19 protein-coding genes and 1 tRNA gene are annotated in these 26,638 nt (G+C 71.8%); 11 read left to right on the forward strand and 9 right to left on the reverse strand.

The features are described from left to right. Positions 1 to 46 precede the first annotated feature (46 nt). On the reverse strand, positions 47 to 823 hold the full coding sequence (locus ABT116_RS01105) for an HNH endonuclease family protein (RefSeq protein WP_351626016.1): 777 nt from the start codon (positions 821 to 823) through the stop codon (positions 47 to 49). A 162-nt stretch (positions 824 to 985) separates the two neighbouring features. Between ABT116_RS01105 and ABT116_RS01110 the strand changes: the two genes are divergently transcribed. Next, complete coding sequence (locus ABT116_RS01110; RefSeq protein WP_053675779.1) at positions 986 to 1,171, forward strand: antitoxin; 186 nt, start codon at positions 986 to 988, stop codon at positions 1,169 to 1,171. Positions 1,172 to 1,472: 301 nt separating this feature from the next. Here the strand turns inward: ABT116_RS01110 and mfd are convergent, their stop codons facing one another. The 3 genes from mfd to ABT116_RS01125 all read right to left on the reverse strand — a co-directional run bounded on the left by mfd (position 1,473) and on the right by ABT116_RS01125 (position 8,635). Next, positions 1,473 to 5,030 (reverse strand): transcription-repair coupling factor, encoded by a 3,558-nt coding sequence (gene mfd / locus ABT116_RS01115; RefSeq protein WP_351626020.1) that lies wholly within the window; start codon positions 5,028 to 5,030, stop codon positions 1,473 to 1,475. A gap of 240 nt (positions 5,031 to 5,270) precedes the next feature. Next, complete coding sequence (locus ABT116_RS01120) at positions 5,271 to 7,850, reverse strand: ABC transporter permease (protein ID WP_351626023.1); 2,580 nt, start codon at positions 7,848 to 7,850, stop codon at positions 5,271 to 5,273. Beyond that, positions 7,847 to 8,635, reverse strand: a complete 789-nt coding sequence (locus ABT116_RS01125; protein WP_351626026.1) for an ABC transporter ATP-binding protein — start codon at positions 8,633 to 8,635, stop codon at positions 7,847 to 7,849. The genes ABT116_RS01120 and ABT116_RS01125 overlap by 4 nt, the downstream gene beginning before the upstream one ends. Before the next feature lie 470 nt (positions 8,636 to 9,105). On the opposite strand from ABT116_RS01125, the gene ABT116_RS01130 reads away from it, so the two are divergent. The 6 genes from ABT116_RS01130 to ABT116_RS01155 all read left to right on the forward strand — a co-directional run bounded on the left by ABT116_RS01130 (position 9,106) and on the right by ABT116_RS01155 (position 16,668). Next, positions 9,106 to 10,599: an MFS transporter gene (locus ABT116_RS01130; protein WP_351626029.1), complete on the forward strand. Its 1,494-nt coding sequence runs from the start codon at positions 9,106 to 9,108 to the stop codon at positions 10,597 to 10,599. Positions 10,600 to 10,619: 20 nt separating this feature from the next. Then, positions 10,620 to 11,129 carry a GNAT family N-acetyltransferase gene (locus tag ABT116_RS01135; RefSeq protein ID WP_351626037.1) on the forward strand — a complete coding sequence of 170 codons (510 nt, stop codon included), beginning with the start codon at positions 10,620 to 10,622 and terminating at the stop codon, positions 11,127 to 11,129. 81 nt (positions 11,130 to 11,210) lie between these two features. Continuing rightward, complete coding sequence (locus ABT116_RS01140) at positions 11,211 to 13,583, forward strand: hypothetical protein (protein WP_351626040.1); 2,373 nt, start codon at positions 11,211 to 11,213, stop codon at positions 13,581 to 13,583. 192 nt (positions 13,584 to 13,775) lie between these two features. Beyond that, positions 13,776 to 14,249, forward strand: a complete 474-nt coding sequence (locus ABT116_RS01145) for a DUF485 domain-containing protein (protein ID WP_351626043.1) — start codon at positions 13,776 to 13,778, stop codon at positions 14,247 to 14,249. Then, positions 14,246 to 15,859, forward strand: a complete 1,614-nt coding sequence (locus ABT116_RS01150) for a sodium/solute symporter (RefSeq protein WP_351626046.1) — start codon at positions 14,246 to 14,248, stop codon at positions 15,857 to 15,859. Before ABT116_RS01145 ends, ABT116_RS01150 begins: the two co-directional genes overlap by 4 nt. A 209-nt stretch (positions 15,860 to 16,068) precedes the next feature. Continuing rightward, positions 16,069 to 16,668, forward strand: coding sequence for a hypothetical protein (locus tag ABT116_RS01155; RefSeq protein WP_351626049.1), 600 nt, complete (start codon positions 16,069 to 16,071; stop codon positions 16,666 to 16,668). Between the two features lie 67 nt (positions 16,669 to 16,735). On the opposite strand, the gene ABT116_RS01160 is transcribed toward ABT116_RS01155, so the two are convergent. From ABT116_RS01160 to ABT116_RS01175, 4 genes are all read right to left on the reverse strand, one after another. Next, entirely contained in the window at positions 16,736 to 17,623 is an 888-nt protein-coding gene (locus ABT116_RS01160; RefSeq protein WP_351626051.1) for a cellulose-binding protein, read from the reverse strand. Positions 17,624 to 17,764: 141 nt separating this feature from the next. Continuing rightward, positions 17,765 to 18,226, reverse strand: a complete 462-nt coding sequence (locus ABT116_RS01165) for a carboxymuconolactone decarboxylase family protein (protein WP_351626054.1) — start codon at positions 18,224 to 18,226, stop codon at positions 17,765 to 17,767. A 170-nt stretch (positions 18,227 to 18,396) separates the two neighbouring features. Then, positions 18,397 to 21,504 carry an SUKH-4 family immunity protein gene (locus ABT116_RS01170; protein WP_351626057.1) on the reverse strand — a complete coding sequence of 1,036 codons (3,108 nt, stop codon included), beginning with the start codon at positions 21,502 to 21,504 and terminating at the stop codon, positions 18,397 to 18,399. A gap of 8 nt (positions 21,505 to 21,512) precedes the next feature. After that, positions 21,513 to 22,517, reverse strand: a complete 1,005-nt coding sequence (locus tag ABT116_RS01175) for an SMI1/KNR4 family protein (RefSeq protein ID WP_351626059.1) — start codon at positions 22,515 to 22,517, stop codon at positions 21,513 to 21,515. Between the two features lie 379 nt (positions 22,518 to 22,896). On the opposite strand from ABT116_RS01175, the gene ABT116_RS01180 reads away from it, so the two are divergent. Together ABT116_RS01180 and ABT116_RS01185 are read left to right on the forward strand one after the other, a co-directional pair. Then, positions 22,897 to 23,514: a YwqJ-related putative deaminase gene (locus ABT116_RS01180; protein ID WP_351626062.1), complete on the forward strand. Its 618-nt coding sequence runs from the start codon at positions 22,897 to 22,899 to the stop codon at positions 23,512 to 23,514. An 89-nt stretch (positions 23,515 to 23,603) separates the two neighbouring features. Continuing rightward, positions 23,604 to 24,098, forward strand: a complete 495-nt coding sequence (locus ABT116_RS01185; protein WP_351626064.1) for an SUKH-3 domain-containing protein — start codon at positions 23,604 to 23,606, stop codon at positions 24,096 to 24,098. A gap of 26 nt (positions 24,099 to 24,124) precedes the next feature. Here ABT116_RS01185 and ABT116_RS01190 read toward each other — a convergent pair whose 3' ends face one another. After that, positions 24,125 to 25,447 carry a sensor histidine kinase gene (locus tag ABT116_RS01190; protein ID WP_351626067.1) on the reverse strand — a complete coding sequence of 441 codons (1,323 nt, stop codon included), beginning with the start codon at positions 25,445 to 25,447 and terminating at the stop codon, positions 24,125 to 24,127. 168 nt (positions 25,448 to 25,615) lie between these two features. On the opposite strand from ABT116_RS01190, the gene ABT116_RS01195 reads away from it, so the two are divergent. Then, positions 25,616 to 26,494 carry a hypothetical protein gene (locus ABT116_RS01195; RefSeq protein ID WP_351626070.1) on the forward strand — a complete coding sequence of 293 codons (879 nt, stop codon included), beginning with the start codon at positions 25,616 to 25,618 and terminating at the stop codon, positions 26,492 to 26,494. An 11-nt stretch (positions 26,495 to 26,505) separates the two neighbouring features. Continuing rightward, positions 26,506 to 26,579, forward strand: a tRNA-Gln gene (locus tag ABT116_RS01200). Positions 26,580 to 26,638 lie beyond the last annotated feature (59 nt).

Consider the following 26,638-nt stretch of genomic DNA (forward strand, 5'->3'; position numbering starts at 1 on the left):
TACCGGGCTGACACCGGCTCTGCTGCCTCATGCCCCGACATGCGTCTTACCCGCCGCACTGCTTCAGCATCATCTCCTTGTCGGGCGCCGTCACGGGGAGTTCGTACTTCAGCGACACCTGGGCGAAGCGCACCGAGTAGGCGCAGCGGATCCGCTTGTTCGGGGGCAGCCAGGACGCCGGGCCGGAGTCTCCCTTCGAGCCGTTGGTCGGCCCGTCCACCGGAACGAGGTTGAGCGGGTCGTTGGCGATGGACTCCCGCTTCTCCTCGGTCCAGCGCGAGGCGCCCATCTGCCAGTCGTACGACAGCGGCATGACGTGGTCTATCTGCACTTTGATCGCATGGGACTTGGTCCACTCGATGACCTTCCCGGTGTAGGGGTCGTGCAGCGTCAGCGAGGTGACGACGCAGTCCGATCCCTTCCGGAAGCGCAGGTCCTCCCCGTCTCGTTTCAGAAGGTCGTTCCGCGAGTCGCAGCCGTTGTGGGAGAAGGGGACGTCGCGCGGTGCCGAGTCCATCCAGGCGTAGCCGAACTTGTCCCGTTCATAGCCCGTCCTGGGACCGCGCCCCTTCGTCGCCACTTTCTCGATCAGGGCACGCGCCCTTTCCTTGTCCGCGCCGGAAGTGATGGCCGCCAGCCCCGGCTTGGTGCCGTCCGGGTTGTCCAGCGGGTTCACGGCCCGGCCGTCGCCGGCGGCCGGGGCCCCGGAACCGGAGGGTCCACCGCCATCCGTGGGCGGGGCCAGGCCCTCGCAGCCGGCCAGTGCCGAACCGGTGAACACCATCGCGACAGCCAGTGCCGCCCCGCCCCTCAGACGCCTCACCGTGCGCCCCTCCTCTGTCTGTCCGTTCCGCTCCGGCACGGGCGGCCCGTGCCGGGTCCCACGGTAGCGAGGAAGAGGTTCAGACCACATCGGGCCTCAATGCGCATACTTCGCATCCCGCGCGTATCGTCGGTTCTGACTCACCTCTGGAGGGAGCTGTGCATGGGCATCTTCGACAAGTTCAAGAGTCAGGCGCGGCACAAGGGCAAGCAGGGCTCTGACACCGCGGAACAGCGGATCAACGAGAGGACCGGCGGCAAGTACGAGGACCAGGTCGACTCCGGCCAGCAGCGCGTCGAGGGCTCGCTGGGCATGGACCGCGACCGCGACCGGCCCGAACAGCAGTAGGCCTCCACTCCGAGGCCGTCCGCGGAGATCCGGAGATCCGGACGCATCTCCCGCGGGCGGCTTCCCACGTCCGGAGCGTGTGCGGCCGTTCGCACCCGGGCTGCTGCACGACGGCGACGTCGAACTGGTCACGAACCGGCTTGCGGAAGCCTTGCGCCGGGTCGGCGGCGGGGCACCCGTGCGACCGGTGGCCTGACGGTGGTTCAGCGGAACCGGGGCGTCACTAACGCCCCGATCCGCGGCCCGCAGTCACCGAGGTGTCGGCGCCGCCCCCGTCACCAAGTGTGCCGACGCCCCGGCATCAGGACCCCAGCACCGACGTGAGGAACTCCCCCACCCACGCCAGCAGTTCCCGCCCGACCAGCGGTTTGCCGCCCACCTTCGCGGTCTTGGGGCGCGGCACCAGCACTTGGTGGACCGTCGGCTTGATGACCGCCCCGGGGTAGAGCCGCTTGAGCCGCAGCTCCTGCGACTCGCGCAACTCCACCGGCGCGAACCGGATGTTGTTGCCCTGGAGCACGATCTCGCCGACCCCGCACGCGCGCGCGAACATGCGCAGACCGGCGACGAGCAGCAGGTTCTCCACCGGCTCGGGCAGCTTGCCGTAGCGGTCGACGAGTTCCTCGCGGACCGCCTTGATGTCCTCCTCCGAGTTGGCGGAGGCGATGGCGCGGTACGCCTGGAGGCGGAGCCGCTCGCCGGGGGCGTAGTCGTGCGGGACGTGCGCGTCGACGGGCAGCTCGATCTTGACCTCGAGCGGCGGCTCCTCCTCGATCTCGCCGGTCTCCAGCTGGCGCCGGTAGTCCGCGACGGCCTCGCCGACCATCCGCACGTACAGGTCGAAGCCGACGCCCGCGATGTGACCGGACTGCTCGCCGCCGAGGAGGTTGCCCGCGCCGCGGATCTCCAGGTCCTTCATCGCCACGTACATGCCCGCGCCCATCTCCGTGTGCTGGGCGATGGTCGCGAGCCGCTCGTGCGCGGTCTCGGTCAGCGGCTTTTCGGGCGGGTAGAGGAAGTAGGCGTAGCCGCGCTCGCGGCCGCGTCCCACCCGGCCGCGCAGCTGGTGGAGCTGACTGAGCCCGAAGTTGTCGCCGCGCTCCACGATCAGGGTGTTGGCGTTGGAGATGTCGATGCCGGACTCCACGATCGTCGTGGACACCAGCACGTCGAACTTCTTCTCCCAGAAGTCGACGACGACCTGCTCCAGCGCCGACTCCGACATCTGCCCGTGGGCGGTGGCGATGCGCGCCTCGGGGACGATCTCGCGCAGCCGGGCCGCCGCGCGGTCGATCGACTCGACGCGGTTGTGGATGTAGAAGACCTGCCCCTCGCGCAGCAGCTCACGGCGGATCGCGGCGCCGATCTGCTTCTCCTCGTAGGGGCCGACGAAGGTGAGCACCGGGTGGCGCTCCTCCGGCGGGGTGGTGATCGTCGACATCTCGCGGATGCCGGTGACCGCCATCTCCAGGGTCCTGGGGATCGGCGTCGCGGACATCGTCAGCACGTCGACGTTGGCGCGGAGCTTCTTCAGCTGCTCCTTGTGCTCGACGCCGAAGCGCTGCTCCTCGTCGACGATGACCAGGCCCAGGTCCTTGAACTTCGTCTCGGACGAGAACAGCCGGTGGGTGCCGATGACGATGTCGACCGAGCCCTCGCGCAGGCCCTCCAGGACGGCCTTGGCCTCGGTGTCGGTCTGGAAGCGGGAGAGGGCCTTCACGCTCACCGGGAACTGCGCGTACCGCTCGCTGAACGTCCCGAAGTGCTGCTGCACCAGCAGGGTCGTGGGGACCAGGACGGCCACCTGCTTGCCGTCCTGCACGGCCTTGAAGGCGGCGCGGACCGCGATCTCGGTCTTGCCGTAGCCGACGTCGCCGCAGATCAGGCGGTCCATCGGGACCGTCTTCTCCATGTCCTCCTTGACCTCGGCGATGGTGGTGAGCTGGTCGGGCGTCTCCGCGTAGGGGAAGGCGTCCTCCAGTTCGCGCTGCCAAGGGGTGTCCGCCCCGAAGGCGTGCCCGGGGGCCGCCATGCGCGCGCTGTACAGCTTGATGAGGTCGGCGGCGATCTCCTTGACGGCCTTCTTCGCGCGGGCCTTGGTCTTCGTCCAGTCGGCGCCGCCGAGGCGGTGCAGGGTGGGGGCCTCGCCGCCGACGTACTTGGTGATCTGCTCCAGCTGGTCGGTGGGGATGTACAGGCGGTCGCCGGGCTGGCCGCGCTTGGCCGGGGCGTACTCGACGACCAGGTACTCGCGGGTGGCGCCCTGCACGGTGCGCTGCACCATCTCGATGTAGCGGCCCACGCCGTGCTGCTCGTGGACGATGTAGTCGCCCTGCTCCAGGGTGAGCGGGTCGATGGTCTTGCGGCGGCGGGCCGGCATGCGGGCGCCCTCGCGGCCGGACGCCTTCTGGCCCGACAGGTCCGTCTCGGTCAGGACGGCGAGTCCGAGGGCCGGGTCGACGAAGCCGTGGTCGATCGAGCCGCACGCCACGTGCACGACGGACGGGGAGATCTCGGCGAGGTCGGAGTCGAGGCGGGCGGCGATGCCCTCGCCGCCCAGCACCTCGACCGTACGGGCCGCGGGGCCGTGGCCCTCGGTGACGAACACGGTGCGCCAGCCGTCGGCGAGCCAGCCCTTGGTGTCGGCGAGGGCCTTGGCGGTGTCGCCGCGGTAGGTCTCCGGGGCGTGCATGCCCAGCTTGAGGGTGTCTCCCGTCGCGTCGGCGGCGTAGGTCTCCGTGAGCTCCTCGTCCGCGGCGAACGGCGACACCGACCACCACATCATGTCCAGCTCGCGGGCCCGGTCCCGGACGTCCGCGATGGACCAGAGGGAGGCCGCGCCGACGTCGATGGGGGCCTCGCCGCCCCCGGCGGTGGCCGCCCAGGAGGCCTGCAGGAACTCCTGCGAGGTGGCCACGAGGTCCGACGCGCGTGTGCGCACCCGCTCCGGGTCGCACACCACGGCCATGGCGCCCTTGGGCAGCACGTCGAGCAGCAGCTCCATGTCGTCGACGAGGACCGGCGCGAGGGACTCCATGCCCTCCACGGCGATCCCCTCGGCGATCTTGCCGAGCAGTTCACCGAGCTCGGGGTGCTGTTCGGCCAGGGCACGCGCGCGGGCGCGGACGTCCTCGGTGAGCAGCAGCTCGCGGCAGGGCGGCGCCCACAGGCCGTGCTCGGCGACTTCGAGGGAGCGCTGGTCGGCGACCTTGAAGTAGCGGATCTCCTCGACGTCGTCACCCCAGAACTCGACGCGCAGGGGGTGTTCCTCGGTGGGCGGGAACACATCGAGGATGCCGCCGCGCACGGCGAACTCGCCGCGCTTCTCGACGAGCTCCACGCGCGCGTAGGCGGCTGCCGCGAGGGCTTCGACGATCTCACCGAGATCCGTGCTCTGCCCGGTTCTCAGGGAGACCGGCTCCAGGTCGCCGAGGCCCTTGACCTGCGGCTGGAGCACGGACCGGACGGGTGCGACGACGACCGAGACGGGGCCGGTCTCGGGGTCGTCGGGGCGGGGGTGGGCCAGCCGGCGCAGCACGGCCAGGCGGCGGCCGACGGTGTCGCTGCGGGGGCTGAGCCGCTCGTGCGGGAGTGTCTCCCAGGACGGGTACTCCACGACCTCCTCGGCCGGGAGGAGGGAGCGCAGGGCTGCGGCCAGGTCTTCCGCCTCACGGCCCGTCGCCGTGACCGCCAGCACCGGACGGCCTGTGTCACGGGCCAGGGCGGCGACCGCGAAGGGGCGGGCGGCAGGGGGGCCGACCAGGTCGACGTGCATGCGGTTGCCGTCTGCGGCCGCCCTGATCGCTTCGGCGAGGGCGGCGTCCTTGACTACGGCGTCGAGCAGACCGTGCAGGCTCATTCGGGGCTTTCCGTCCAGGGGGGTGGGCAACACCACGGGCCCGACGCGCGCCGCGGGCCGGGGGGTCTCCAGCGTACGACGATGCGCGCCCGCGCGGCGGGCCTGTGGACAACGCCCCCGATGTGAGGTTCTCGGCGTGGTTCCGAGGAGCCGGCACAGCACCCGGCGCCGGGAAGTCCTGGACTCCCCGGCGCCGGGTTCCCCGCAACCCCCGTGTGCGGTGGTTCTCGGTGTGGCCGGCTACTCCGTCGCGATCGCGTTCAGGACGTTCATCCGGCCCGCCCGGAACGCCGGGATCAGTGCCGCGAACAGGCCCACGAACGCCGAGCTGATGAAGACGCCGATGATGGTCGGCCAGGGGATCTCGAGGACTCCCAGGCCCTCCAGGGCGAGCAGCTGTTGTGCCGTGGCGCCCCAGCCCATGCCCAGTCCGAGGCCCAGCAGGGCGCCGAAGAGGGCGATGACGACGGACTCCATGCGGATCATGCGGCGCAGCTGGCGGCGCGAGAGGCCGATGGCCCGCATCAGGCCGATCTCCCGGGTGCGCTCCACCACCGACAGGGCCAGCGTGTTCACCACGCCCAGGATGGCGACGATGATCGCCAGGGCCAGCAGGCCGTAGATCATGTTGAGCAGCTGGCCGATCTGGTCCTTCAGGGCGTCCTTGTAGTCGGTCTGGTCGCGCACGATGTACTGCGGGTAGTCGTGCAGCGCCGACTTCAGGGACTTGTAGGCGGCGTCCTGCTGCCCCTCCTTGGCGCTGGCGAAGACCAGCGAGTCCAGCGGCATCTTGTCGGCCGGGACGTACTTGGCCATCGTCGAGATGGACGTGTACATCGCGCCGGCGTCGATCACGACGTCGCTGCTGGTGATCGCCCGGACCGTCAGGTCGGCCGCGGAGCCGTCCCTGAAGGCGACCTTGATCTTGGACCCGAGGGTGATGCCGTGGTCCTTGGCGAACTTCTCGTGCACGGACATGGAGTCGGGCTTGTAGGCGTCGGGAAGCTTCCCGGCGACCGTCTCGGTGCGCAGGTCGGTCGCGTACGACGGGTCGGCCGCCGTGATCGCCGTGTCCTTGAGCGTCTTGCCGTCAGGGGTGGTGAAGTCGGCCTTGGTCCACTTGTACTCGGTGATCCGCTCCACGTCCGGCGCCGACTTCGCGGCCTCGACCGCCTTGGGGGTGATCAGCTGGCCGCGGTCGTGCTGGATGATGAAGTCCGCTCCGACGGTCTTGTCGAGCTGGTCGGTGGCAGACGCCACCATGGAGGAGCCGACCACGGACAGGCACGCCACCAGCGCGAGGCCGATCATCAGCGCGGCGCCCGTCGCGCCGGTGCGGCGCGGGTTGCGCAGGGCGTTGCGCTCGGCCATGCGGCCCACGGGGCCGAACATCCGCAGCAGGACGGCACCGAGGACGCGGACCACACCGCCGGCCAGCAGCGGGCCGATGACGACGAAACCGATCAGCGACAGCACCACGCCGAGGCCGAGCCAGAGCGAGCCCTCCTTGGCCTTGTCGGCCGCCGCCGCCAGGTACAGGCCGAAGCCGCCGGCACCCGTGAGGGCGGTGCCGATCGCGGCCCGGATCCAGCCGGCCTTGGCGTCGGCGGGAGCTCCCGCGTCGCGCAGGGCGGCCATCGGGGAGATCTTGCCGGCGCGCCGGGCGGGCAGGTAGGCGGCCAGCACGGTGACGACCACGCCGAGGACGAGGCCGACCACGGGGGTCGTCCAGGCCACTGTGAGGTCGTCGGTGGACAGTTCCATGCCCATCTGGCCCATGAGCTTCATCAGGCCGATGGCGAGGCCGACGCCCGCGCCGACGCCGAGCACCGATCCGACGACGCCGAGCAGCAGCGCCTCGGCCAGCACGGAGCGGTTGACCTGCTTGCGGGAGGAGCCGATGGCCCGCATCAGGCCGATCTCCCGGGTGCGCTGGGCGACCAGCATGGAGAAGGTGTTGATGATCAGGAAGATGCCGACGAGGAAGGCGATCCCGGCGAAGCCCAGCATCGCGTACTTCATGACGTTCATGAAGCCGGCGACGTCCTTCTGATTGGCGTCGGCGGTCTCCTTGGCCGTCTTCACCTGGTAGTCGCCGCCGAGTGCGGCCGTGACGTTCTTCTTCAGCTGTGCGTCGCTGACGCCTGCGGCCGCGGTGACGTTGACGTTGGTGTAGACGTCGCTCTCGCCGACCAGGGTCTGCTGGGCGGTCTTGGTGTCGACGTAGAAGATCGCGGCGCCGGGGTTGGTGACGGTGAAGTCGGCGATGCCGGAGATCTTCGCGGTGTGGGTGCCGACCGCGCTGATCACGCCGATCTCGTCGCCGAGCTTCAGGTCGTGCTTGTCGGCGGTGTCGGCGTCGACCATGATCTGGTCGGCGCTCCGGGGAGCCGCACCTGAGGTGATCTTCATGGTGCGGGCCTCGTTGGCGTTCCAGCCGCCGACGATGGTCGGGGCGCCGCTGGAGGGCGACAGGTTGTCCTTGTCGGCGTCGACGACGGTCACCGAGGTGGAGAACACCGCGCCCTCGGCGGACTTCACGCCCTGGGCCTTGCGGACCTCGCCCAGCACGGAGGCCGGCATGACCGGCGGCTTGCCGTTGTCCGCGGTCGTCTCACCGCTGTCGGAGGCGCCCTTGGCGCTCACCGTCACGTCGGAGGAGGTGGCCGCGAAGAGCTTGTCGAACGTGGTCGACATGGTGTCCGTGAAGACGAGCGTGCCGCAGACGAAGGCGACCGACAGCAGGACGGCGATCGCGGAGAGCGCCATCCTCCCCTTGTGCGCGAAGAAGTTGCGCATCGAGGTCTTCATGACGGTCATGAGGTGCGCCCCCGGGCGTCGAAGTCCTTCATGCGGTCGAGGACGGTCTCCGCGGTCGGCTTGAACATCTCGTCGACGATGCGGCCGTCGGCGAGGTACAGCACCCGGTCCGCGTAACTTGCCGCCACCGGGTCGTGGGTGACCATCACGATGGTCTGGCCCAGCTCGTCGACGGACCGGCGCAGGAAGCCGAGGACCTCGGCGCCGGCTCGGGAGTCGAGGTTTCCGGTCGGCTCGTCCCCGAAGATGATCTCGGGCCGGGCGGCGAGCGCCCGCGCCACGGCGACGCGCTGCTGCTGGCCGCCGGAGAGCTGGGTGGGCCGGTGCTTGAGACGGTCGGCGAGCCCGACCGTCTCCACGACCCGCGTCAGCCACTCCTTGTCCGGTTTACGGCCCGCGATGTCCATGGGCAGGGTGATGTTCTCGATCGCGTTCAGCGTCGGCAGCAGGTTGAACGCCTGGAAGATGAACCCGATCCGGTCCCGGCGCAGCCGTGTGAGCTTCTTGTCCTTCAGCCCGGTGATCTCGGTCTCGTCGAGGTAGATCTGGCCGCCCGTCACGGTGTCGAGCCCGGCCAGGCAGTGCATGAGCGTGGACTTGCCGGAGCCCGAGGGACCCATGATCGCGGTGAACTGGCCGCGTGCGATGTCCACGTCGACGTGATCGAGGGCGACGACCCGGGTCTCTCCGGATCCGTACGCCTTCACGACCTGCCGCGCCCGCGCGGCAACGGCCGTACGCCCTCCAGTACCCCCGTGCCTGGGAATGGTCACAGCCGAAGTCACGGTATGTCTCCTATATCGGTCAGCAGATGGTGAAGGCGGTCGCCCGGTCGACAGCCGCTGTGCGCGGTGCCGGATCAGGAATCCGTCCGACGCGTTTCAGTCTCGCGGCGGGGAGGGGTACCGCGCCCTGGTGTTCAGCGCAGTCTTTTCCTGTGGAAAACCCCACCCCCGCCGGTGTTCCGGACCGCCCCCCGGCGGCGTAAAGCCAGGTTAAGGAAGGCCCTCTGGCCCTCTCGTCCTCCGTCGGTACGAACCCTCCCCAGGTCGTAGTACGGAGGTACCCCTAGGGGCACTCCACCGGAGGGTGGAGGCGGTCTCAGGGTTCGCTCCACCCGTCGGCCCACTCAGGCTCCACCCTCCCGCTGCGTCCGGGTCAAGTGGGAAGCTGTCCGCGGCAGATAGCTGCAAGGGGCAGACATTCGACGGGACCCGTGGCGCGTGCGCGCCGGGGGCGAGGGGGAGGCACCCGGGTGGGCGGCACCAGTTCCGCGGCGCGTGAGGCCGCACGTCCCGCCGCGACCGGCCGGCGCGGAGCCGTCGTCGCGGCGTTGATGCTCTCGATGGCGCTGGCGGCCCTCGACGCGACCATCGTCTCGACCGCCGTCCCGCAGATCGTCGGGGACCTCGGCGGCTTCTCCGTCTTCTCCTGGCTGTTCTCCGGCTACCTGCTGGCCGTGACCGTCACCCTGCCCGTGTACGGCAAGCTCTCGGACACCTTCGGCCGCAAACCGGTCCTCATAGCCGGCTCGGTGGTCTTCCTGCTCGGGTCCCTGCTGTGCGCGCTGGCGTGGAACATGGGGGCGCTCATCGCCTTCCGTGTCGTGCAGGGTCTGGGCGGCGGCGCGCTGCAGGGCACGGTGCAGACGCTCGCCGCCGACCTGTACCCGCTGAAGGACCGTCCCAGGATCCAGTCGAAGCTGTCGACGGTGTGGGCGGTGTCCGCGGTCGCCGGCCCGGGCCTGGGCGGGGTGCTCGCCGCGTACGCGGACTGGCGGTGGATCTTCCTGATCAATCTGCCGATCGGCGCGGTCGCGTTGTGGCTGATCGTCCGTCACCTCCACGAGCCGGAGCGGGAAACCACCGCGCACGCGCGCGTGGACTGGGCGGGCGCGCTCGCGGTGTTCGCCTGCGGCGGCGTTCTGCTCACGGCACTGGTGCAGGGCGGGGTGGCGTGGCCGTGGCTCTCGGTGCCCTCACTGGCCCTGTTCGGCGCGGGACTCGCCCTGGTCGCGGTCGTGGTGCTGGTGGAGCGCCGGGCGGCGGAACCGATCATCCCGGGCTGGGTGTGGCGGCGCCGTACGATCGCCGCGGTCAATCTGGCCCTGGGCGCGCTGGGTCTGCTGATGGTCGCGCCGTCGGTCTTCCTGCCCACCTACGCCCAGTCGGTGCTGGGCCTCGCACCCGTGGCCGCCGGTTTCGTCCTGTCCGTATGGACGTTGAGCTGGCCGGTGTCGGCGGCGCTGAGCCAGCACGTGTACCGCAGGATCGGCTTCCGCAACACGGCGATGCTGGGCGTCGGCACGGCAGCGCTGATCCTGTTCGCGTTCCCCTTCCTGCCCTACCCCGGGCAGGCGTGGCAGCCGACGCTGCTGATGCTGCTGCTCGGTGCCGCGCTGGGCCTGTTCCAGCTGCCGCTGATCGTCGGGGTGCAGTCGACGGTGGGATGGGCGGAGCGCGGCACGACGACCGCGTCCGTGCTGTTCTGCCGCCAGACCGGCCAGACGATCGGCGCGGCGGTGTTCGGCGCGGTCGCCAACGGGGTGCTGGCCGCGCGGCTCGGTGGCGCGGGCGACCTGGACTCGGTGACGCGGGCGCTCGACTCGGGCAGCGCGCCGGAGGCGACCCGGCGGGCGATCGCCGAGGCGGTGCACGCGGTCTACCTGGGGGCGGCGTGCGCTGCGGCCCTGGCGTTCCTGGTGCTGCTGTTCCTCGCGCCCCGGAAATTCCCGGTCCTGACGGACTGAGCCCCCGTATCCTCCCGCCCATGGTGACCTTGGAGCCCCTGCGGGCGGATCACGCGGACGCCCTGCTGGCCTTCGAGCGGGAGAACCGGGCGTACTTCGCCCGCACGGTGCCGGACCGCGGGGACGCCTTCTTCACGGCGGCGGGGTTCGCCGCACGCCTCCGGGCGCTCCTCGACGAGCAGCACGCGCGCGTGTGCCGCTTCCATGTGGTCCTCGGGGAGGACGGCGAGCTGATCGGCCGGGTGAACCTGATGGACCTGGTGGACGGCAGCGCCGAGCTCGGTTACCGCGTCGGCGAACAGGCCGCCGGCCGGGGCGTGGCGACGGCAGCGGTCCAACAGGTGTGCCGACTGGCCGCCACCGACTACGGCCTGACGTCCCTCACCGCGGTCACGACCCTGGACAACCCGGCTTCCATGAGGGTCCTGGCCCGCAGCGGCTTCACCCGGGTGGAGAGCACGACGGTGGATGGACGGCCGGGCGTCCGCTACGAGCGCCGCCTCCTCGACGCCTCCCCCGACGGCCCCTAAGGCACGACCCTGACCCGTTTCCGGGTTCGCACACTCTTACGGGTGACGCGGAGTGACGGGCCGTGCGTGTCTGCTGGTGGCATGGACTTCAACAGGCGCACGGCAATGACAGCGGGGCTCGGGGCGATGGCGGCGACGGCGATGAGCGGCGGTACCGCCCGGTCGGCCGCGCACACGACGGTGACGGTGCAGGGCGAGTCCGCGGTGCGGACGAACATCCCGGTGGTGAGGGACCGCCGGGCCTCCGGAGGCCGGTATCTGAGGTTACGGACGACGCGGAAACCCCCTGCGCGAACCGGCTGGTACGCGACATACGCGGTGCGCGCCCCTCGGGCCGGGGTGTACGCGCTGACCGCGCTGGCCACGGCGCCGGTCGAGACGCCGCACACCGAGGCCGTGGCCTCCTATCTGCACCTGTCCGTGAACGAGGGCCCCTTCACCGAGATCGCGTGCTCGCAACCGCACTGGTACGAGTCACGGCCCGGCTGGGGAGACCTGTCCGAGCTGGACCTGGGCCCGGTCGAACTGCGGGGCGGCGCCGACACACTCACCTTCCGCGTCACCGAACCGGTCGTCCTGGACGACACGACGGCCTACGTCCTGGCTCTGGACCGCTTCACCCTGCGCCACCGGGATGCCGGCCCGGCCCTGCGCGAACTGTCGGTCCCCCGGCACCGCGAAGGCGAACGGGCACGGCTGCGTCTGACCCTCGACGGGCACGCCCCGCGTGCCCATCGCGTGCGGTACGTCGTGAGCGACTACCACGGCCACCGTGTGGCGGTCGGCCACGCCGCCGTCGCCGCGGGTGACGTGGGCGCGACGGTCACCCTGCCCGCGCTCCCCCCGGGCCACTACCGCGTGACGGCGGACGGTGTGACGGGCGCGTTCGCGTGCCTGCCGGCACGACCCGCCGTCACCGGCCCGGCCGGCCGTTTCGGCGTGAACGTCTGGGCGTCCTCCCTCGTCCCGCCGTCCCGGCTGGCGGACTTCGCCTCGGCCCTGCGGGACATGGGAGCGGGCTGGGTACGCGACGGCCGGTCCTGGCCCGCGGCCGAGCCGGCACCGGGCGTGTACGACACCGGCCACCACGACCGCCGCACGGGCACCCTGCGCGCGCACGGCCTGGCCGTCCTCGACGTGCTCTCCGCCGCCCCCGAGTGGTCCATGACCGGCGCCTCACTGCCCCTCCCGGCGGATCTACGGCACGCCTACCGCTACGCCCGGCGCCTCGCGGCCGCCGCCCCCGAGGCGCTCCAGCTGTCGAACGAACCGGACGTCGACACCACCCGCAGCACCGCAGACGCCCACGCCGCGTTCGTGAAGGCCGCCGCACTCGGCATCAGGGACGCGCGCGAACCCTGCCTCGTCGTTCTGCCCGGCATCGCGCAGAGGGGCCCGTTCCAGGACCTGATGCTCGCCAACGACGTCGTGCGGTACGCCGACGCCTGGGCCTTCCACGGCTACCCGGATCCCACCGAGCCGGGCGAACCCCGCTTCCCCGGCGCAGCGGACGAACAGCACGAACTGGCCCGCCGGCACAAGGCGGACATACCGCTGTGGATGACGGAGTGCGGTGCGTTCCAGAAGGCGCGGCCGCGCACGGACCTGACCCCGGAGCAGGAGATCGAGCAGGCGCGGTACGTGGTGCGTTCGATGGTGGAGGGGCTGGCGGCGGGAAACGACCGGCAGTTCTGGTTCGCGGGTCCACCGCTGCACGACGACGGCGTCTACTTCGGGCTCCTCGACCGCGAATTCCGCCCCCTGCCCGCCTACAGCGCGTTCGCGGCCCTCACCTCACTGCTCGGCGCGGCCCACTTCACGGGCCCCGCGCCCCTGCTGCCGGACGGTGTCCAGGGGTTCGTCTTCGACAACGGTCGCGGCGAGCGGGTCACGGTGGCCTGGGCGGAGCGGCCCGTGCGCTGGGAGCGGTGCCCGGCGGGGACGGCCTACGACATCATGGGCCGGCGTCTTCCCACAGGGAGGCCGGTGACCGCCTCACGCGACCCGCTGTACATCACGTCCCCCGCACACACGGCCGCCTCACAGCAGCCCCTCCCCCGGCCGAGGGCTCCGCTCTCCCCCGCCGAGCACATCGTCCTCGCCCAGCGCTTCCCCGCCCGCAACGCCGCCCCCGGCAAGGAGGACGGGGACGCGCCCCCGCCGCACGGCTACCGCCTCGGCCGCCGCACCCGTATGACCGTCGACGTCTACAACTTCGGCGACAGGGCACGCCAGGTGACCCTCTCGGCAGGGCCGGTGGGCGGCGGGTGGACGGTGCGGGCGGAGCGGGAGACGCGCACCCTCGTGCCGGCCGGAGGTCGCGTCGGCATCAACTTCACGCTCCTCGCGGGCCGTTCCGTGCCGCGCCGGGTCGACCGGCGACTGGCCTTCCGGGCGATGCTCGACGACCGCACCGACATACCGGCGTCCGTGGCGCTGATCCACCTCACGTGATCCACCGGGAATTGCGAAAAGACTGAGTTAACGCGGGTAACACCCCAGGTCGGAAAGGTAAGCGCATACCGACCGATCAGTTTGCCGAAACCCTCGCGCAGGACCCCTACTCCGAAGTAGCGTGCGTGGCTCCCGCCCCCCACCTCCCTGCGGCCCGCCGCACCGGATCCCACCCTCGCAAGGAGTACCGGGATGTCCTACGACCCGTCCCCGTCCCACCCGTACCGACCACCCGATCCGCCCCCGCCCTACGACCCGTACACGTACACGTACGGCACCTACGACGCCTACGAGGCCCACCCCTGGGCCCAGCAGGAGGCGCCGGAACCGGCCGGACGGCGTCCCCAGCGCCACGCCGCGCTCGGGCACCACAGCGACCTGCGGGTCCTGCGCAGCGCCTACCGCTGGCAGCGGCGCGTGGCCACGCTCACGGCGCTCGGTTACTTCGTCCTCTTCCTGATCCTGTCGGCGTTCGCGCCGTCGTTCATGACGAACACCGTCACCGACGGCCTGCCCACCGGACTGCTGCTCGCGCTCATCCAGGTCCCCGTGACCTGGCTGGCGATCGCCCTGTACGAGCAGACGGCCCGCCGCCGCGTCGACCCGATCGCGGACCGGATACGCAAGCTGGCCGAGCTGGACGTGAAGCGGGAGCGGGCCCGATGACCACCGATTTCAGTGGTAACGCCCAGACGATGTCCCTGGTCGGCTTCTCCGCCGTCGCCACGATCACGCTGCTGCTGTGCGTGATGACCGGCCCGGACCGGGACGACCTGGACGAGTTCTACACCGGCTACAGCTCCCTGTCGCCCATGCGCAACGGCCTGGCGATCGCCGGCGACTACATCTCCGCCGCGACCGTCCTCGGCACCGGCGGCGTCATCGCGCTCTTCGGCTACGACGGGGTGGTGCTGGCGCTGAGTACGGCCCTGTCGCTGATGCTGCTGATGTTCCTGCTGGCCGAACCGCTGCGCAACGCGGGCCGGTTCACCATGGGCGACGCGCTGACCCGGCGCATGCCCGGACGCGGTGTCCGTATCGCGGCCTGCGCGGTGACGCTGGCGGCGCTGCTGCCGCTGATGCTCGTGCAGTTGGCGGGGACGGGGCAGCTGATGGCGTTCATCCTCGGCTTCTCCGGTGAGTCACTGCAGACGGGCTGCATCATCGGCGTGGGCGCGCTGATGATCAGCTACGCGGCGATCGGCGGCATGAAGGGCACCGCCCTCATCCAGATCCTGAAGATCGTGATGCTGCTCGGCTCCGGCCTGGTGGTCGCGGTGCTGATCCTGAACCGGTTCGACTGGGACCCGGGCGCACTGTTCGGCGCGGCCGCCCAGAACAGCGGCGTGGGCTCGACGTTCCTGTCCTCGGGTCTGCAGTTCGCCGGCGGTCCCAGTCCCGACCTGGACATGATCACCGCGCAACTGACGGTCGTCCTCGGCGGTGGTGTGCTGCCGCACGTCACCATGCGCATGTACACGGCCTCCAGCGCCCGGCAGGTACGGCGCTCGATGTCCTGGGCGGTGTCGGGTGTGGCGCTGTTCGTCCTCGTCATCACGGTCGTCGGCTTCGGCGCGACCGCGCTGGTCGGACGGGAGCTGATCGCGCAGGTCGACCCGCAGGGCAACACGGCGTATCTGCTGGGATCGCAGGCGGCGTTCGGAGCGGAGGTGTCGGCGGCGGAGACGTTGCTGTTCACGACCGTCACGACGGCGGTCTTCCTCACGCTGCTCGCCTCCGTCGCCGGCATGATCCTGGCCTGTGCCAACTCCCTCGCGCACGACGTGTTCGCGGCCCGGGTGCAGGAGATGTCACCGCGCCGTGAGATGGCCGTGGCGCGACTGTCGGCCCTGGCCGTGGGCCTCCCCGCGATCGTGCTGGCCACCCAGGTCCAGCATCGCAGCCTCCAACCGCTGGTGACACTGTCCTTCTGCCTGGGCGCTTCGGCCATCGCGCCCGCGCTGGTCTACAGCCTCTTCTGGCGTCGCTTCACACGAACGGGCCTGCTCAGCACCCTCATCGGCGGCTCCCTGGCCGTCCTGCTGCTGATGCCGGGCACCAATCTGGTCTCCGGCTCACCGGTCTCGGCCTTCCCCGAGGCCGACTTCAACTGGTTCCCGTTCACCACCACCGGCCTGCTCTCCATACCCCTGGGCTTCGCCTGCGGCTGGCTGGGCACGATGGCCTCCGGCCATCGGAAGTCGGAGGAACAGCGCCACCAGTACGAGGCAGTGGAGGGCTGGATCCTGGCCGGCGCGGCCCGAAGGGACCATTGACACGGACGGTCCGGCAGCCGACGGGGCATGCGGTGCCGCCGGTCGGTCGGGCGGGGGCCGGGCGGCGGACACGGCCGGTCCGCCCCCGCCCGGCCCCGACGACACGTCACGCGACGACGCGCGGGGCGAGCCGCGGGAGCGGGCGGGGACTGCGGACGCGGACGCGGGCTGCGGACGCGGACTGCAGCTGCGGACGCGGACTGCCGGCCGTGGCTGCTGCTGCGGACGCGGACTGCCGGCCGTGGCTGCTGCTGCGGACTGCGGACGCGGACTGCCGGCCGTGGCTGTTGCTGCGGACGCGGACTGCCGGCCGTGGCTGCGGACGCGGGCTGCTGCTGCTGCTGCGGACTGCGGACGCGGACTGCCGACCGTGGCTGCGGCCGTGGCTGCGGCCGTGGCTGCGGCTGCGGACGCGGACTGCCGGCCGTGGCTGCGGACGCGGGCTGCTGCTGCTGCGGACTGCGGACTGCGGACTGCGGACTGCGGACTGCGGACTGCGGACGCGAACTGCGGACTGCGGACGCGAACTGCCGGCCGTGGCTGCGGACGCGGGCTGCGGCTGCTGCTGCGGACGCGGACTGCCGGCCGTGGCTGCGGCCGTGGCTGCGGCCGTGGCTGCGGCTGCGGCTGCGGACTGCGGACTGCGGACTGCGGACGCGGACTGGGGCTTTGCGGACGCGGGCTGCCGGCCGTGGCTGCGGCTACGGGCTGCCGGCCGTGGCTGCGGCTACGGGCTGCCGGCCGTGGCTGCGGCTGACGCGGGCCGCAGGCCGAGCTGCGGACGCGGGACCGGTGGCGCGGGCTGGTGACGCGGGCTGTGGGCGTCGCGTACGACGGGCAGTGCGGCGGCGCCGCCCGTTCCACCGGTCGCCGGCGTCACTCGGCCGCCGCCCGCCCCGCCCAGTCCGTCAGACTGGCGTGGACGTGGTCGATGTGGGCCCGGGCGTCGTCTCGCTGCTCGGCGTGTTCGCGGAGGAGCCGGTCCGTCTCCTCCTCCACGGTCTCCACGTGCTCGCGAGCCTGGGCGAGCAACTCCGCCGCGTGGGCCTTGGCTTCGTCCTCCAGGTCCTGGGCGGATGCTCCCGCGTCGGCAACGGCCTGCTCGGCCTCGGACAACGCGTCCTGGGCGGCCGTCAACGCCTGCTTGTAATCGGCGTCGAACGCTGCCTCCCCGGCGGCCTCCGCCCGTTCCGTCTCCGCCCACCGCTCGGCGCGCTCCTTGTCCTGCTCGGCCAGCATCCCGGAAGTGCGCTGCTGCATCTCCCGCATCGCGGCCAGCGCCTCGCCCCGCTCCTCCTGCGCCGCACGCCGGGCCGCGTCCAGGATCTCGTCGGCCTCGGCGTGCGCGGCGAGCAGCCGCTGCCGGACGCGTTCGTCGGCATCGGCGCGTACGGCATCGGCGTGCGTCCGGGCGGACTCGCGCACGTCGGCCGCGGACGCCCGAGCCCCGTCCAGGAGGTGCAGCGCCTCCGCGCGTGCCCCTTCCCGTACGGACGCGGCCTCCTGTTCGGCGAGTTCGAAGAGCCGCCGGGCCCGCTCGCCCAGCGTCTCGTAGTGCTGCGGGGCCAGTCGGCCCACGGCCTCGCGCAGCCGCCCCAGCTCCTCGTCCATCTGTCGGGCGAGCACCGTCAGCCGGGCTGCCCTCTCCCAGGCCGCGTCCCGGTCCGCGGAGAGGGCCTCGGCGTACTGGTCGACCTGCTCGGGACGGTAGCCGCGCCCCCGCACGGCCGTGAAGCCGTGCGGTGACACCGTCGTGCCGCTCATGCGGACCCCTCTCCACCACACCGATGTGACGTCGCGCTAGAAATGGGATGATTTCGCGCACATCTTGGTGGATCAGACGGAAGCGTTCATAACGCGACACTCCGCACGGAGGTCACGGAACCACGGCCGGGCCGTACACCGTCAGCCCCAGTTGGTGCCCGCGGGCTCCTGAATGGTCGTGTTGATGCGGTTGAACATGTTGGTGACCGCGACGGTGAGGATCAGCGCGGAGAGTTCCTTCTCGTCGAAGTGGTCGGCCACCTCGTCCCACAGCGCGTCCGAAACCGACTCCCCCGAGAGGTCGGACAGCCTCGTCATCGCCTCCGTCAGCTTCAGCGCGGCCCGCTCGGCGTCCGAGAAGAAGGGCGCGTGCCGCCAGGCGGCGACGGCCGCGATGCGCTCCTCGCTCACCCCGTTCTTACGGAGATTGGCGACGTGACCGTGCACGCAGGCCCCGCAGCCGTTGATCTGACTGGCGCGCAGCCCGACGATCTCCGCCACGTCCTGCGCCAGACCGCCCTCGCCGATCGCCTGGAGGAGGGTGCCGATGCCCTTCATCGCGCCGGAAAGGACATACGCCGGGTTCGTCATCCGTGCCTGCATGATCTCTGCCTCCTGAGTCGGCGGTGCGTCGCTGTCACTGCACTGACGGAACGGCGGAGGGACGTGTGACAGCCCGGCGGAAGTTTTTTCTCACCACGGGCACGAAAGAGCCGGGCCCGGTCGTGCGAGCGACCGAACCCGGCTCCTTACGGCACGTCAGCGGCGACGCGTCACAGCAGTCCGTCCCACATCTCCTCCAGCAGGACCGACCACCAGCTCTCCGGCGAGCCCAGCGCCGCCGGGTCGAGCGCGGCCAGCTGGGCCTGGAAGTCGACGGTCCAGCGGCCCGCCTGCTCCTGGTTCAGGCCGAACCGCAGCCGCCACATCCGCCCGAGCAGCGCGAGGCAGCGGGCGAACTCCGGCAGCCCGGTGTTCACGAACTGCGGCGGTACGGGCGCCCCGCCCGGCCCGGCCTCCACCGGCACGGCGACGATGTTCGCCGTGCCGTACTGCACGCAGATCGCCTTGCCGAAGTCGCTGCCCATCACCAGATAGGAACCCGCGTCCGAGGCCGGCTGCACACCGCGCTCGGCCGCCAGCTCCGCCAGCGTCGGAACGGGCCGCCCCGGCTGTGCCTGCGCCCAGAAGAACGGGCCCATGTCCATCGGCAGTCCGGCCGCCACCAGCGTGTGCGCCACGATCGGCGGCACACCCTGCCGCGACACGGCGGCCTGCTCGAAGCGGAACACCCCCGGCCCGAACGCGGCCCCCAGCTCCTGCCCGATGGCCTCCGGCGGGATCGGCGGAGCCGCCTGCACCGGCGGCAGCGGGGCACGCACCGGAGCCGGACGCGCCGGGCCGTCCGCCACCTGGTGCAACTCGCCCTGGTGCGCCAGCAGCTGCTGCATGCCCTGCTGCCGGCTCGCGTGGTCCGTGCCGTACGGCGCGATGCTCGTGATCCGCGCCTGCGGCCACTGCTCCCGGATCATCCGCGCGCAGTACGCACCCGGCAGCTCGCACGACTCCAGCTCGGTGTGCAGCTCCAGCACCTGGTCCGGGGGCACGTTCATGGCCCGCAGCTCGTGGAAGATCTGCCACTCCGGGTGCGGCGTGCCCGGCGCCGAACGCCGGATCAGCTGCTGCTCGGAACCGTCCTGCGCGCGGTAGCGCAGCACGGCCTGGTAGCCGGGGCCGACGGTCGGCTGCCCGGTGGGCTGCTGCGGATAGCCGTACGCCGGCGGCTGCCCGGGCCCGGGCCGGCCGGGCGGCGGCATGGCGCCCGGAGGCATGGCACCGGGAGGCATGGCGCCGGGCTGCATACCGGGCGGCACCGCCCCCGGCATCCCCGGCGGCACCGGCTGCGCGCCGGGCGTACCAGGGAAGCCCGGGGCAGCACCCGGGGCGGCCGGTGGTGCGCCGGGGGCCTGCGGCGGCGGAGGCACGCCGGGCCCGCCCGCCGGGGGCGCGGCCAGCATGGTCTCCGCGTGATGCACGGGCCCCGGGCCGCCGGACGGCGTACCGCCCGGGGCACCCGGAGGCCGCGGAACGCCAGGCGCACCAGGCGGGTTGGGAGCACCCGGAGGCTGGGGCGCGCCAGGAGCTCCCGGCGGTCCCGGCGGCTGCGGCGCGCCCGGGCCCATCCGGCCGGGGTCGGCGAGCATCGTGGCGGCGTGGTGGACACCGCCGGGCGGCGTACCGCCCGGGGCGCCCGGAGGCTGCGGCGCGCCCGGAGGACCGGGCTGGTTCGGCGTGCCGGGCTGGTTCGGCGTGCCGGGCTGGTTCGGCGTGCCGGGAGCGCCAGGAGCACCCGGGCCCGCCTGCGGAACGCCGGGCGCGCCCGGAACACCGGGGGCACCGGGCGGCGGCATCGGCACGCCCGCACCCGAAGAGGCCCCGGGCCCACCCGGACCCTCGGGCCCGAGCGCCGACACCATCTGCGTGGGGACGTACCCGCCCGCGGGAGTGCCCGACGCCCCGGGCCCGGACGGCGGCGGCGTACTGCCCCGCTGAGCACCGGGCGTCCCCGGGGCCCCCGGAGGGGGCGGAGTGGACGGACCCGCGCCCCGGCGACCGGGCGGCGGAGCCGCCTTGCTGGTCGCGGCGTCGGCGATGTCCCCGGCGTTCGCCGCGGCCCCCGGCCCGGCAGGCGGCTGCGGCACCCCGGCGGGACCAGCACCGGCAGGACCAGGACCAGCGGGACCGGAACCGGCAGCGCCGACCGCCCCCTGCGGGTACCCGTACGGGGCCCCACCCGGCGCGGCGGCCGGCGGGGGGGTACTCCCCTGCGGCGGCGTGCTCCCCGGCTGCTGCGGATAGCCGTACGGCTGTCCACCGGGCACTGGCGGAGGCGTGCGGCCGTGCGGCACACCACCGGGCGGGGTCCCCGGCGCCCCCGGAGCACCTCCCGGCGCTGCCGGATAGCCGTACCCCGGGCCACCAGGCGCGGGCGCCGCTCCCGGGCCCTGCGCGTTCGGGTCGTCGACCGCCGGCGACAGCGCCGTCGGCGGAAGCCGGCTGCCACCCGACATCAGAGTCGTCTTGGCCTCGGGCGTCGTCGAAGGCGGCGGAACATCGCCGTCGGCCTCGCTCAGCGGCGGCGCGAAGACCGTCGCCGGCAGCGGCACGGAACGGTCGTCACCCGCGTCCGCAGTGGTGTCCGTACCGGCCCAGGGCGTCGCCCCCGCCGGGACACCGGACACATCCGACGCACCCGGCACCGCCGGAGCCCCGGAAGCACCCGGTCCGGCCCCGGAGTCCTCGCCCACGGCCGCCGGCCACGACGCACCACTCCCCGGCGCGGCGGGCGCACCCTGCGCAGGAGTCACCGAGCCCCCGCCGGCCACCGGACCGGAAGCAGAGCCCTGGCCGGAACCAGGACCGGCAGCAGACCCGGAATCCGGCTCCCCAGCAGCAGAAGCCGCCCGCGCCCCGGCCCCAGCACCCGCACCCCGCCGATCCGGAATCCCCAGCTTGTCCGCCGCGTCCTGCAGCCACTCCGGCGGAGTCAGCAGGAACGACGTCTGGTTCAGATCCACCCGCGCCGCGGGCGCCGCCGAGGCCGGCTCGTCCGCCGCGTCCGGACGGCCGTACTCCTCCTCGTACCGGCGGATCACCTCACCCACCGGCAAACCCGGCCACAACGACGCCTCACCGCTGTCCCGCGCGATCACCAGCCGCTGCGCACCACCGTCCGAGCGCGGCCCGTCCGCCCGGTCCTCGGCCCACACCACGAACCCGAGGTCGAACTCCCGCACCCGCACCTCACGATGCTGGTACGACGGCACATCCCCGTTGATCCACTCTTCCGCGCGCTCCTGCGCCTGCGCGAAGGTCACCATCGCCGACCTCACTCCCCCACAACCGAGGACGACACCGCGCCCACCGGCACCACACGCGCGAACCCGCCGTCCACCATCAGGTTCGCCACCGTCTCCAACTCCGGCGGATTGCCCGCCAGCCGCGACAGGAAGACGTCGAAGTCGTCCCCGCACGGCAGCAGCAACCGCTCCACCCGCTCCGCGGGCGGCACCGAGGGATCCACGTCCCGCGCGTCGTCGTACGCGCAGAACCACACCGAACCGATCCGCTCGCCCTTCACCTTCACGGCCAGCAGCCCGCCCTGGACGAACGCGATCCCCAGATAGTCCTTGGTCAGATGGTCACGCAGACACTTGTTGACGTACACCAGGTCATTGACCGCCGCCTCGTCGCGCACCGTGAAGAACGGCTGGTCCACCAGCAACCCCAGCTCCGCGTCCAACGCCGCACCCACCGGCGCGCAACCACCCGCCGCCTTCAGGAACGACCGGTACGCACCCGGCAACCGGTAGCCGAGGTCCTCCTCCACGCCCTGCACCTGCGACTCCGTCACCGCCACACCCGACTTCGGCAGCCCGAAGTGCGCCGGACGCGTCTCCTGCAACGGCCGCGTGCCACGCTTGGAATGGTCGACACCCGACGTCGCCACACCCCCGTGATGCCGCAGCAGCGCCTTCACCTCGACCGGGACCAGCTCCAGCCGCCGCGTGCCCACCACGTGGTGCCACGTCCAGCCGTGCGGCGTCGCCACCGCAGGCACCGTGTCCCACAACTCGTGCCCCGACGCCGACAACGCCGTGTTCGCCGACACGTAATCCGTCAGCCGCAACTCGTCGACACCGAAACCCTCCGGCGGCTCCGCGATCTCCGCGGCCGCCCGCGCGTAAGCCGAGAAGTCGGGGTAACCGCGCTCGTCGACCCGTACCCCTCTCGGGTGACGGGCCGCCCGGACCGGATCCGGGAAATGCACGACCTGCCCGGCGTAGGCCGCGTTCGGCGGCGCGGCTTGCTGCCCGAGCCGACCTGTCGTCATGGCGGTTGCCCCCTGCGGCACTCTGTACGACCCGTATTGACCACCCTCGGTGCACTACGACCCGTATCGACTGTCACGTCTGCTGTTTCGACTTCTCTGCACTTCACCGCACGCGCCGACCTCACGGATCCCCCCTCCGGTTCACTGCATCGAACCCCGAACGGATCACCGCATCGCCCACGGTGCCGACAGCCTATGCGGTACGACGACACCGGTCACCGGGCACCGGCCGGCACCCCCTCCGCTTCCGTGACCAGCCGTCACCCCACCGTGACGGCACACCCCGCTACGGGCGTGTCGCCGCGCCCCAGCTTCCGCACCAGCCACGCCATTTGGCAGTCTGTGACCCCCGGGGGGATGCACGGAGGGGAAGACGATCATGAACGCGACGCAGACGGGACCACACACCGGCAGGTCCGCCGACCCACGAAACGGCGACCCCAGAGGCGGCAGCCGCGACACCGGCCCCCTGGCCGGCGACCCGCGAAACGCCGAGCCCCGAAACGGCGACCCCAGAGGCGGCGACCCCCGCATCGGCTGGAGCACCACCGAAACCACCCACGCCCCCGCCCTCCGGCACCGCCGCGACGGCATCCTCCCCACCGTCGCCGCCGCCCTCTCCGTCCGCGGCGCCACCCTCACCGGCACCGCCGCCCGCGCCGACACACCCCCCGCCCTGCACCCCCTCGTCCAGGACTTCCTCGACACCCTCCCCAGCGCCCAACGCGACCGCTACACCGGCCGCTGCGCCGAAACCATCCTCATCTCCCGCCACATCGCCGCCGCCGACGCCGCCCGCAGCAAACGCGCCGCACGCAAACCCATGACCAACGGCGAAGCACGCAAAGCCCTCAAGCAGGCCAAACTCACCGCCCGACGCATCCGCGAAGACGGCGACCCCCTCCACGGCAGCTTCGCCACCCCCTGCCGCGCCTGCACCGCGCTCAGCGCCCACTTCGGCGTCCGCATAGTCGACCCGGCGTCCCAGAACAACTGACGCCCCCCACCCCCACACCGCACCGCCACCCAACCGGCGCGCCCGCACACACCCGCGCCACCCCATGACCTCGACGAGACGAAGGGCAGATGCACACCGACCGCACCTCCAGCACCCGCTTCGCCGTACCCGTCGACGCCGCCCTGCGCGCCGCCGGCTGGCAACCCGGACGCTGGGACATCAAACAAGCCGAGATCTGGGCCGACGCCCTGCGCGACCACGCCTCCCCGGCAGGCCACCGCCACACCGTCTTCCCCGCCGCCGTCGAGGCCTGGGCCGAATTCGGAGGACTCCACATCACTCCCACCGGCCCCGGCCGCCAGGTCGCCCCCGCAACCCTCCACCTCGACCCACTGCACGGCCTCCACATGGCCCGCACCCTCGGCGACCTCGGCCGCGCCCTCGGCACCGACGTCTGCCCCCTCGGCGCCGAAACCGACAGCCAAGCCCTCCTCGCCATCGACACCGACGGCCGCGTCTACACCCTCGACCACACCGGCGACTGGTACCTCGGCCCCGACATCGACCAAGCCCTCGCCACCCTCATCGCCGGCACCGCACCCCCACGCCTCACCACCGGCTGACCGCGGGCCGACCCCGGCCGGACGGGCTACGACGCCGGAATCACCGCCGACACCCGAAAACCCCCCGCCTCCGTCGGCCCCGACACAAACACCCCACCCAACGCCGAAACCCGCTCCCTCATCCCCACCAGCCCGTTCCCCCCGGACGGCAAACCGGCCGACGACGCCGCCTCCTCAGCAGGCTCGTTCTCCACCTGCATGGCGATCTCCGACACCCGATGCGCCAAGCGCACATACGTCTTCGCCCCGGCCGCGTGCTTGTGGACGTTCGTCAACGCCTCCTGCACCACCCGATACGCCGTCTGCTCCACCAGCGGCGCATACGACCGCACATCCCCCTCCACCGACAGCGCCACCACCATCCCCGCAGCAGCCGACTGCCCCACCAGCTCCTCGATCTCCGCCAGACACGGACCCTCGTCGTCCGCCACCCGAGAGGCCGCCGCAGCCGCAGCCACCCCCACCGCCGCCAACGGCACTGCCGCCGATGCCGACGCCGGCACCGACGCCGCACGCTCACGCAGCCCGTCCCCACCACTGCGCAGCACCCCGAGCATCTCCCGCAGCTCCGTCAGCGCCTGCCGCCCCATGTCCCCCACCAAAGCGGCGTTCTTGACGGCCTTCTCCGGATCCTTCCGCGCCACCGCCTGCAACGCCGCCGCATGCACCACCATCAGACTCACCCGATGCGCGACCACATCGTGCATCTCCCGCGCGATCCGCGTCCGCTCCTCGCTCCGGGCCCACTCGGCCCGCTCCTCCGCCCGCTCCGCCAGCAACTGAAGCTCCCGCTCCAGACTGTCCGCCCGCTCCCGCAGGCTCTCCATCAGCCGCCGCCGCGCCCCCACATACAGACCCAGCAGCACCGGAGGCGCCGTGAACCCCAGCGACATCGTGATCGCGGCGAAGGGGACGAACCAGTCCCCTATCTCCAGATCCCCCCGCGACATGTCCTGCTGCGTCTTCACGAACGTCACGATCAGCGTCCCCACCAGTGACATCCCCGCCAGCGAGCCGATGATCCGCCGGGGCAGCTCCGCCGCGGCCAGCGTGTACAGGCCGACGACGCCCATCAGGAAGCCCATCTCGGCCGGCGTGATGGCGATCGACACCAGCACCACCGCGATCGGCCACCGCCGCCGCACGACCAGCACGGAACCGGCCAACAGCCCGAAGACGACCCCCACGGCCACCGGGATCCCCGCATCCCGCGCGAACGGGATCCCCTCCAGCGCGCACTCCAGCGCGGACACCACGGCCAGGCTCACATCGAACACGGCACTACGCCGCCTGGCCCACCACCAAGGCCCTCCCCGGGCCGTCACATGCTCTTCCCCCGTCGCGGTCATGCTTCCCAGCCTACGGGCGGCCCCCGCCGGTTTTCCGTCGCATTTCCCGGACTGGCCTACACCACACTCCGTGACCGTTCGGCTGCGATACCACCCGATATCCCTCGAACTGCTGAATCGCACACCGTTCGACCCCGGAGTCCACCATTCCGCCCGGACGGTATGCATATGACACATGCAGCTGGCAAGTACGCGGACTTCGAGGGACTGCGAGAGAAGGCAGTGGCGCTGCGCCGGCAGGGCCTCAGCCTCCGCCAGATCCGCGACGAACTGAAGATCTTCAACAACGACATCCTCAACCAATTGATCAAGGGCGAACCGCCCCCGGCCTGGACGAAGCGCCCCCGCGCGAAGGACGACCTCAGGGAGAAGGCCAGGGAGCTCCGACTCCAGGGGTGGACGTACGACCAGATCCAGGTCGAGCTGGGGTGCTCGAAGAGTTCGATCTCATTGTGGGTACGGGACCTGCCGAAGCCAGAGCGACGCGACCCGACGGAGCAAGCGAAGCTGGCAGCGCAACGGAGGTGGGAGCACGAACTGGCCGTACGCGACGAGGAACGGCAGCAGACCAAGGCGGCCGCCAAGCAGGCGATCGGCGAGCTCTCCCAGCGAGAGCTGTTCCTGGCGGGAGTCGTCCTCTACTGGGCCGAGGGCGCCAAGGACAAGGCGCACGGCCGACAACGCCGCGAGAACCTCCAGTTCATCAACAGCGACCCGAACGTCATCGGCTTTTACCTGCGCTGGCTCGACTCGCAGGGCGTCGAGCGCGAGCGCCTCCGATTCCGCGTGTACATCCACGAGTCGGCAGACGCGACGGAAGCCGAGCTCTACTGGGCCAAGCTTGTCGGCGTGGACGCCTCAGCCTTCCAACGCACAACGCTCAAGAAGCACAATCCGAAAACAGTTCGGAAGAACGTCGGCGACTCCTATCGAGGCTGCTTGGCCATCTACGTCCCCAAGAGCGCCGAGTTGTACCGTCGCATGGAAGGCGCCTGGTACGGCATAGTAGGCGCTGCACCTGCAGCCGATCTAGATAATCGGACATAGTGGGCGAACCATCCCGGGTCGTCTAATGGTAGGACAAAGAGTTTTGGTCTCTTGAATGAGGGTTCGATTCCTTCCCCGGGAGCCACAGAAGGCACAACCTCAGTTCGGGTCCTGACCGACAAACTCCCGGTCGGGACCCGCACC

The sequence above is a fragment of the Streptomyces sp. NPDC002130 genome (genome assembly GCF_040296465.1).
In the GTDB taxonomy this organism is placed as follows: domain Bacteria; phylum Actinomycetota; class Actinomycetes; order Streptomycetales; family Streptomycetaceae; genus Streptomyces.

Bases quoted from the DNA above. Each gene is read 5' to 3' on its own strand.
- ABT116_RS01190 (WP_351626067.1), bottom strand. From the start codon at position 25,447: ATGACCGCGACGGGGGAAGAGCATGTGACGGCCCGGGGAGGGCCTTGG.
- ABT116_RS01110 (WP_053675779.1), top strand. From the start codon at position 986: ATGGGCATCTTCGACAAGTTCAAGAGTCAGGCGCGGCACAAGGGCAAG.
- ABT116_RS01175 (WP_351626059.1), bottom strand. From the start codon at position 22,517: ATGACGACAGGTCGGCTCGGGCAGCAAGCCGCGCCGCCGAACGCGGCC.
- ABT116_RS01120 (WP_351626023.1), bottom strand. From the start codon at position 7,850: ATGACCGTCATGAAGACCTCGATGCGCAACTTCTTCGCGCACAAGGGG.
- ABT116_RS01150 (WP_351626046.1), top strand. From the start codon at position 14,246: ATGACCACCGATTTCAGTGGTAACGCCCAGACGATGTCCCTGGTCGGC.
- ABT116_RS01170 (WP_351626057.1), bottom strand. From the start codon at position 21,504: ATGGTGACCTTCGCGCAGGCGCAGGAGCGCGCGGAAGAGTGGATCAAC.
- mfd (WP_351626020.1), bottom strand. From the start codon at position 5,030: ATGAGCCTGCACGGTCTGCTCGACGCCGTAGTCAAGGACGCCGCCCTC.
- ABT116_RS01135 (WP_351626037.1), top strand. From the start codon at position 10,620: ATGGTGACCTTGGAGCCCCTGCGGGCGGATCACGCGGACGCCCTGCTG.
- ABT116_RS01195 (WP_351626070.1), top strand. From the start codon at position 25,616: ATGACACATGCAGCTGGCAAGTACGCGGACTTCGAGGGACTGCGAGAG.
- ABT116_RS01140 (WP_351626040.1), top strand. From the start codon at position 11,211: ATGGACTTCAACAGGCGCACGGCAATGACAGCGGGGCTCGGGGCGATG.
- ABT116_RS01145 (WP_351626043.1), top strand. From the start codon at position 13,776: ATGTCCTACGACCCGTCCCCGTCCCACCCGTACCGACCACCCGATCCG.
- ABT116_RS01160 (WP_351626051.1), bottom strand. From the start codon at position 17,623: ATGAGCGGCACGACGGTGTCACCGCACGGCTTCACGGCCGTGCGGGGG.
- ABT116_RS01165 (WP_351626054.1), bottom strand. From the start codon at position 18,226: ATGCAGGCACGGATGACGAACCCGGCGTATGTCCTTTCCGGCGCGATG.
- ABT116_RS01180 (WP_351626062.1), top strand. From the start codon at position 22,897: ATGAACGCGACGCAGACGGGACCACACACCGGCAGGTCCGCCGACCCA.
- ABT116_RS01185 (WP_351626064.1), top strand. From the start codon at position 23,604: ATGCACACCGACCGCACCTCCAGCACCCGCTTCGCCGTACCCGTCGAC.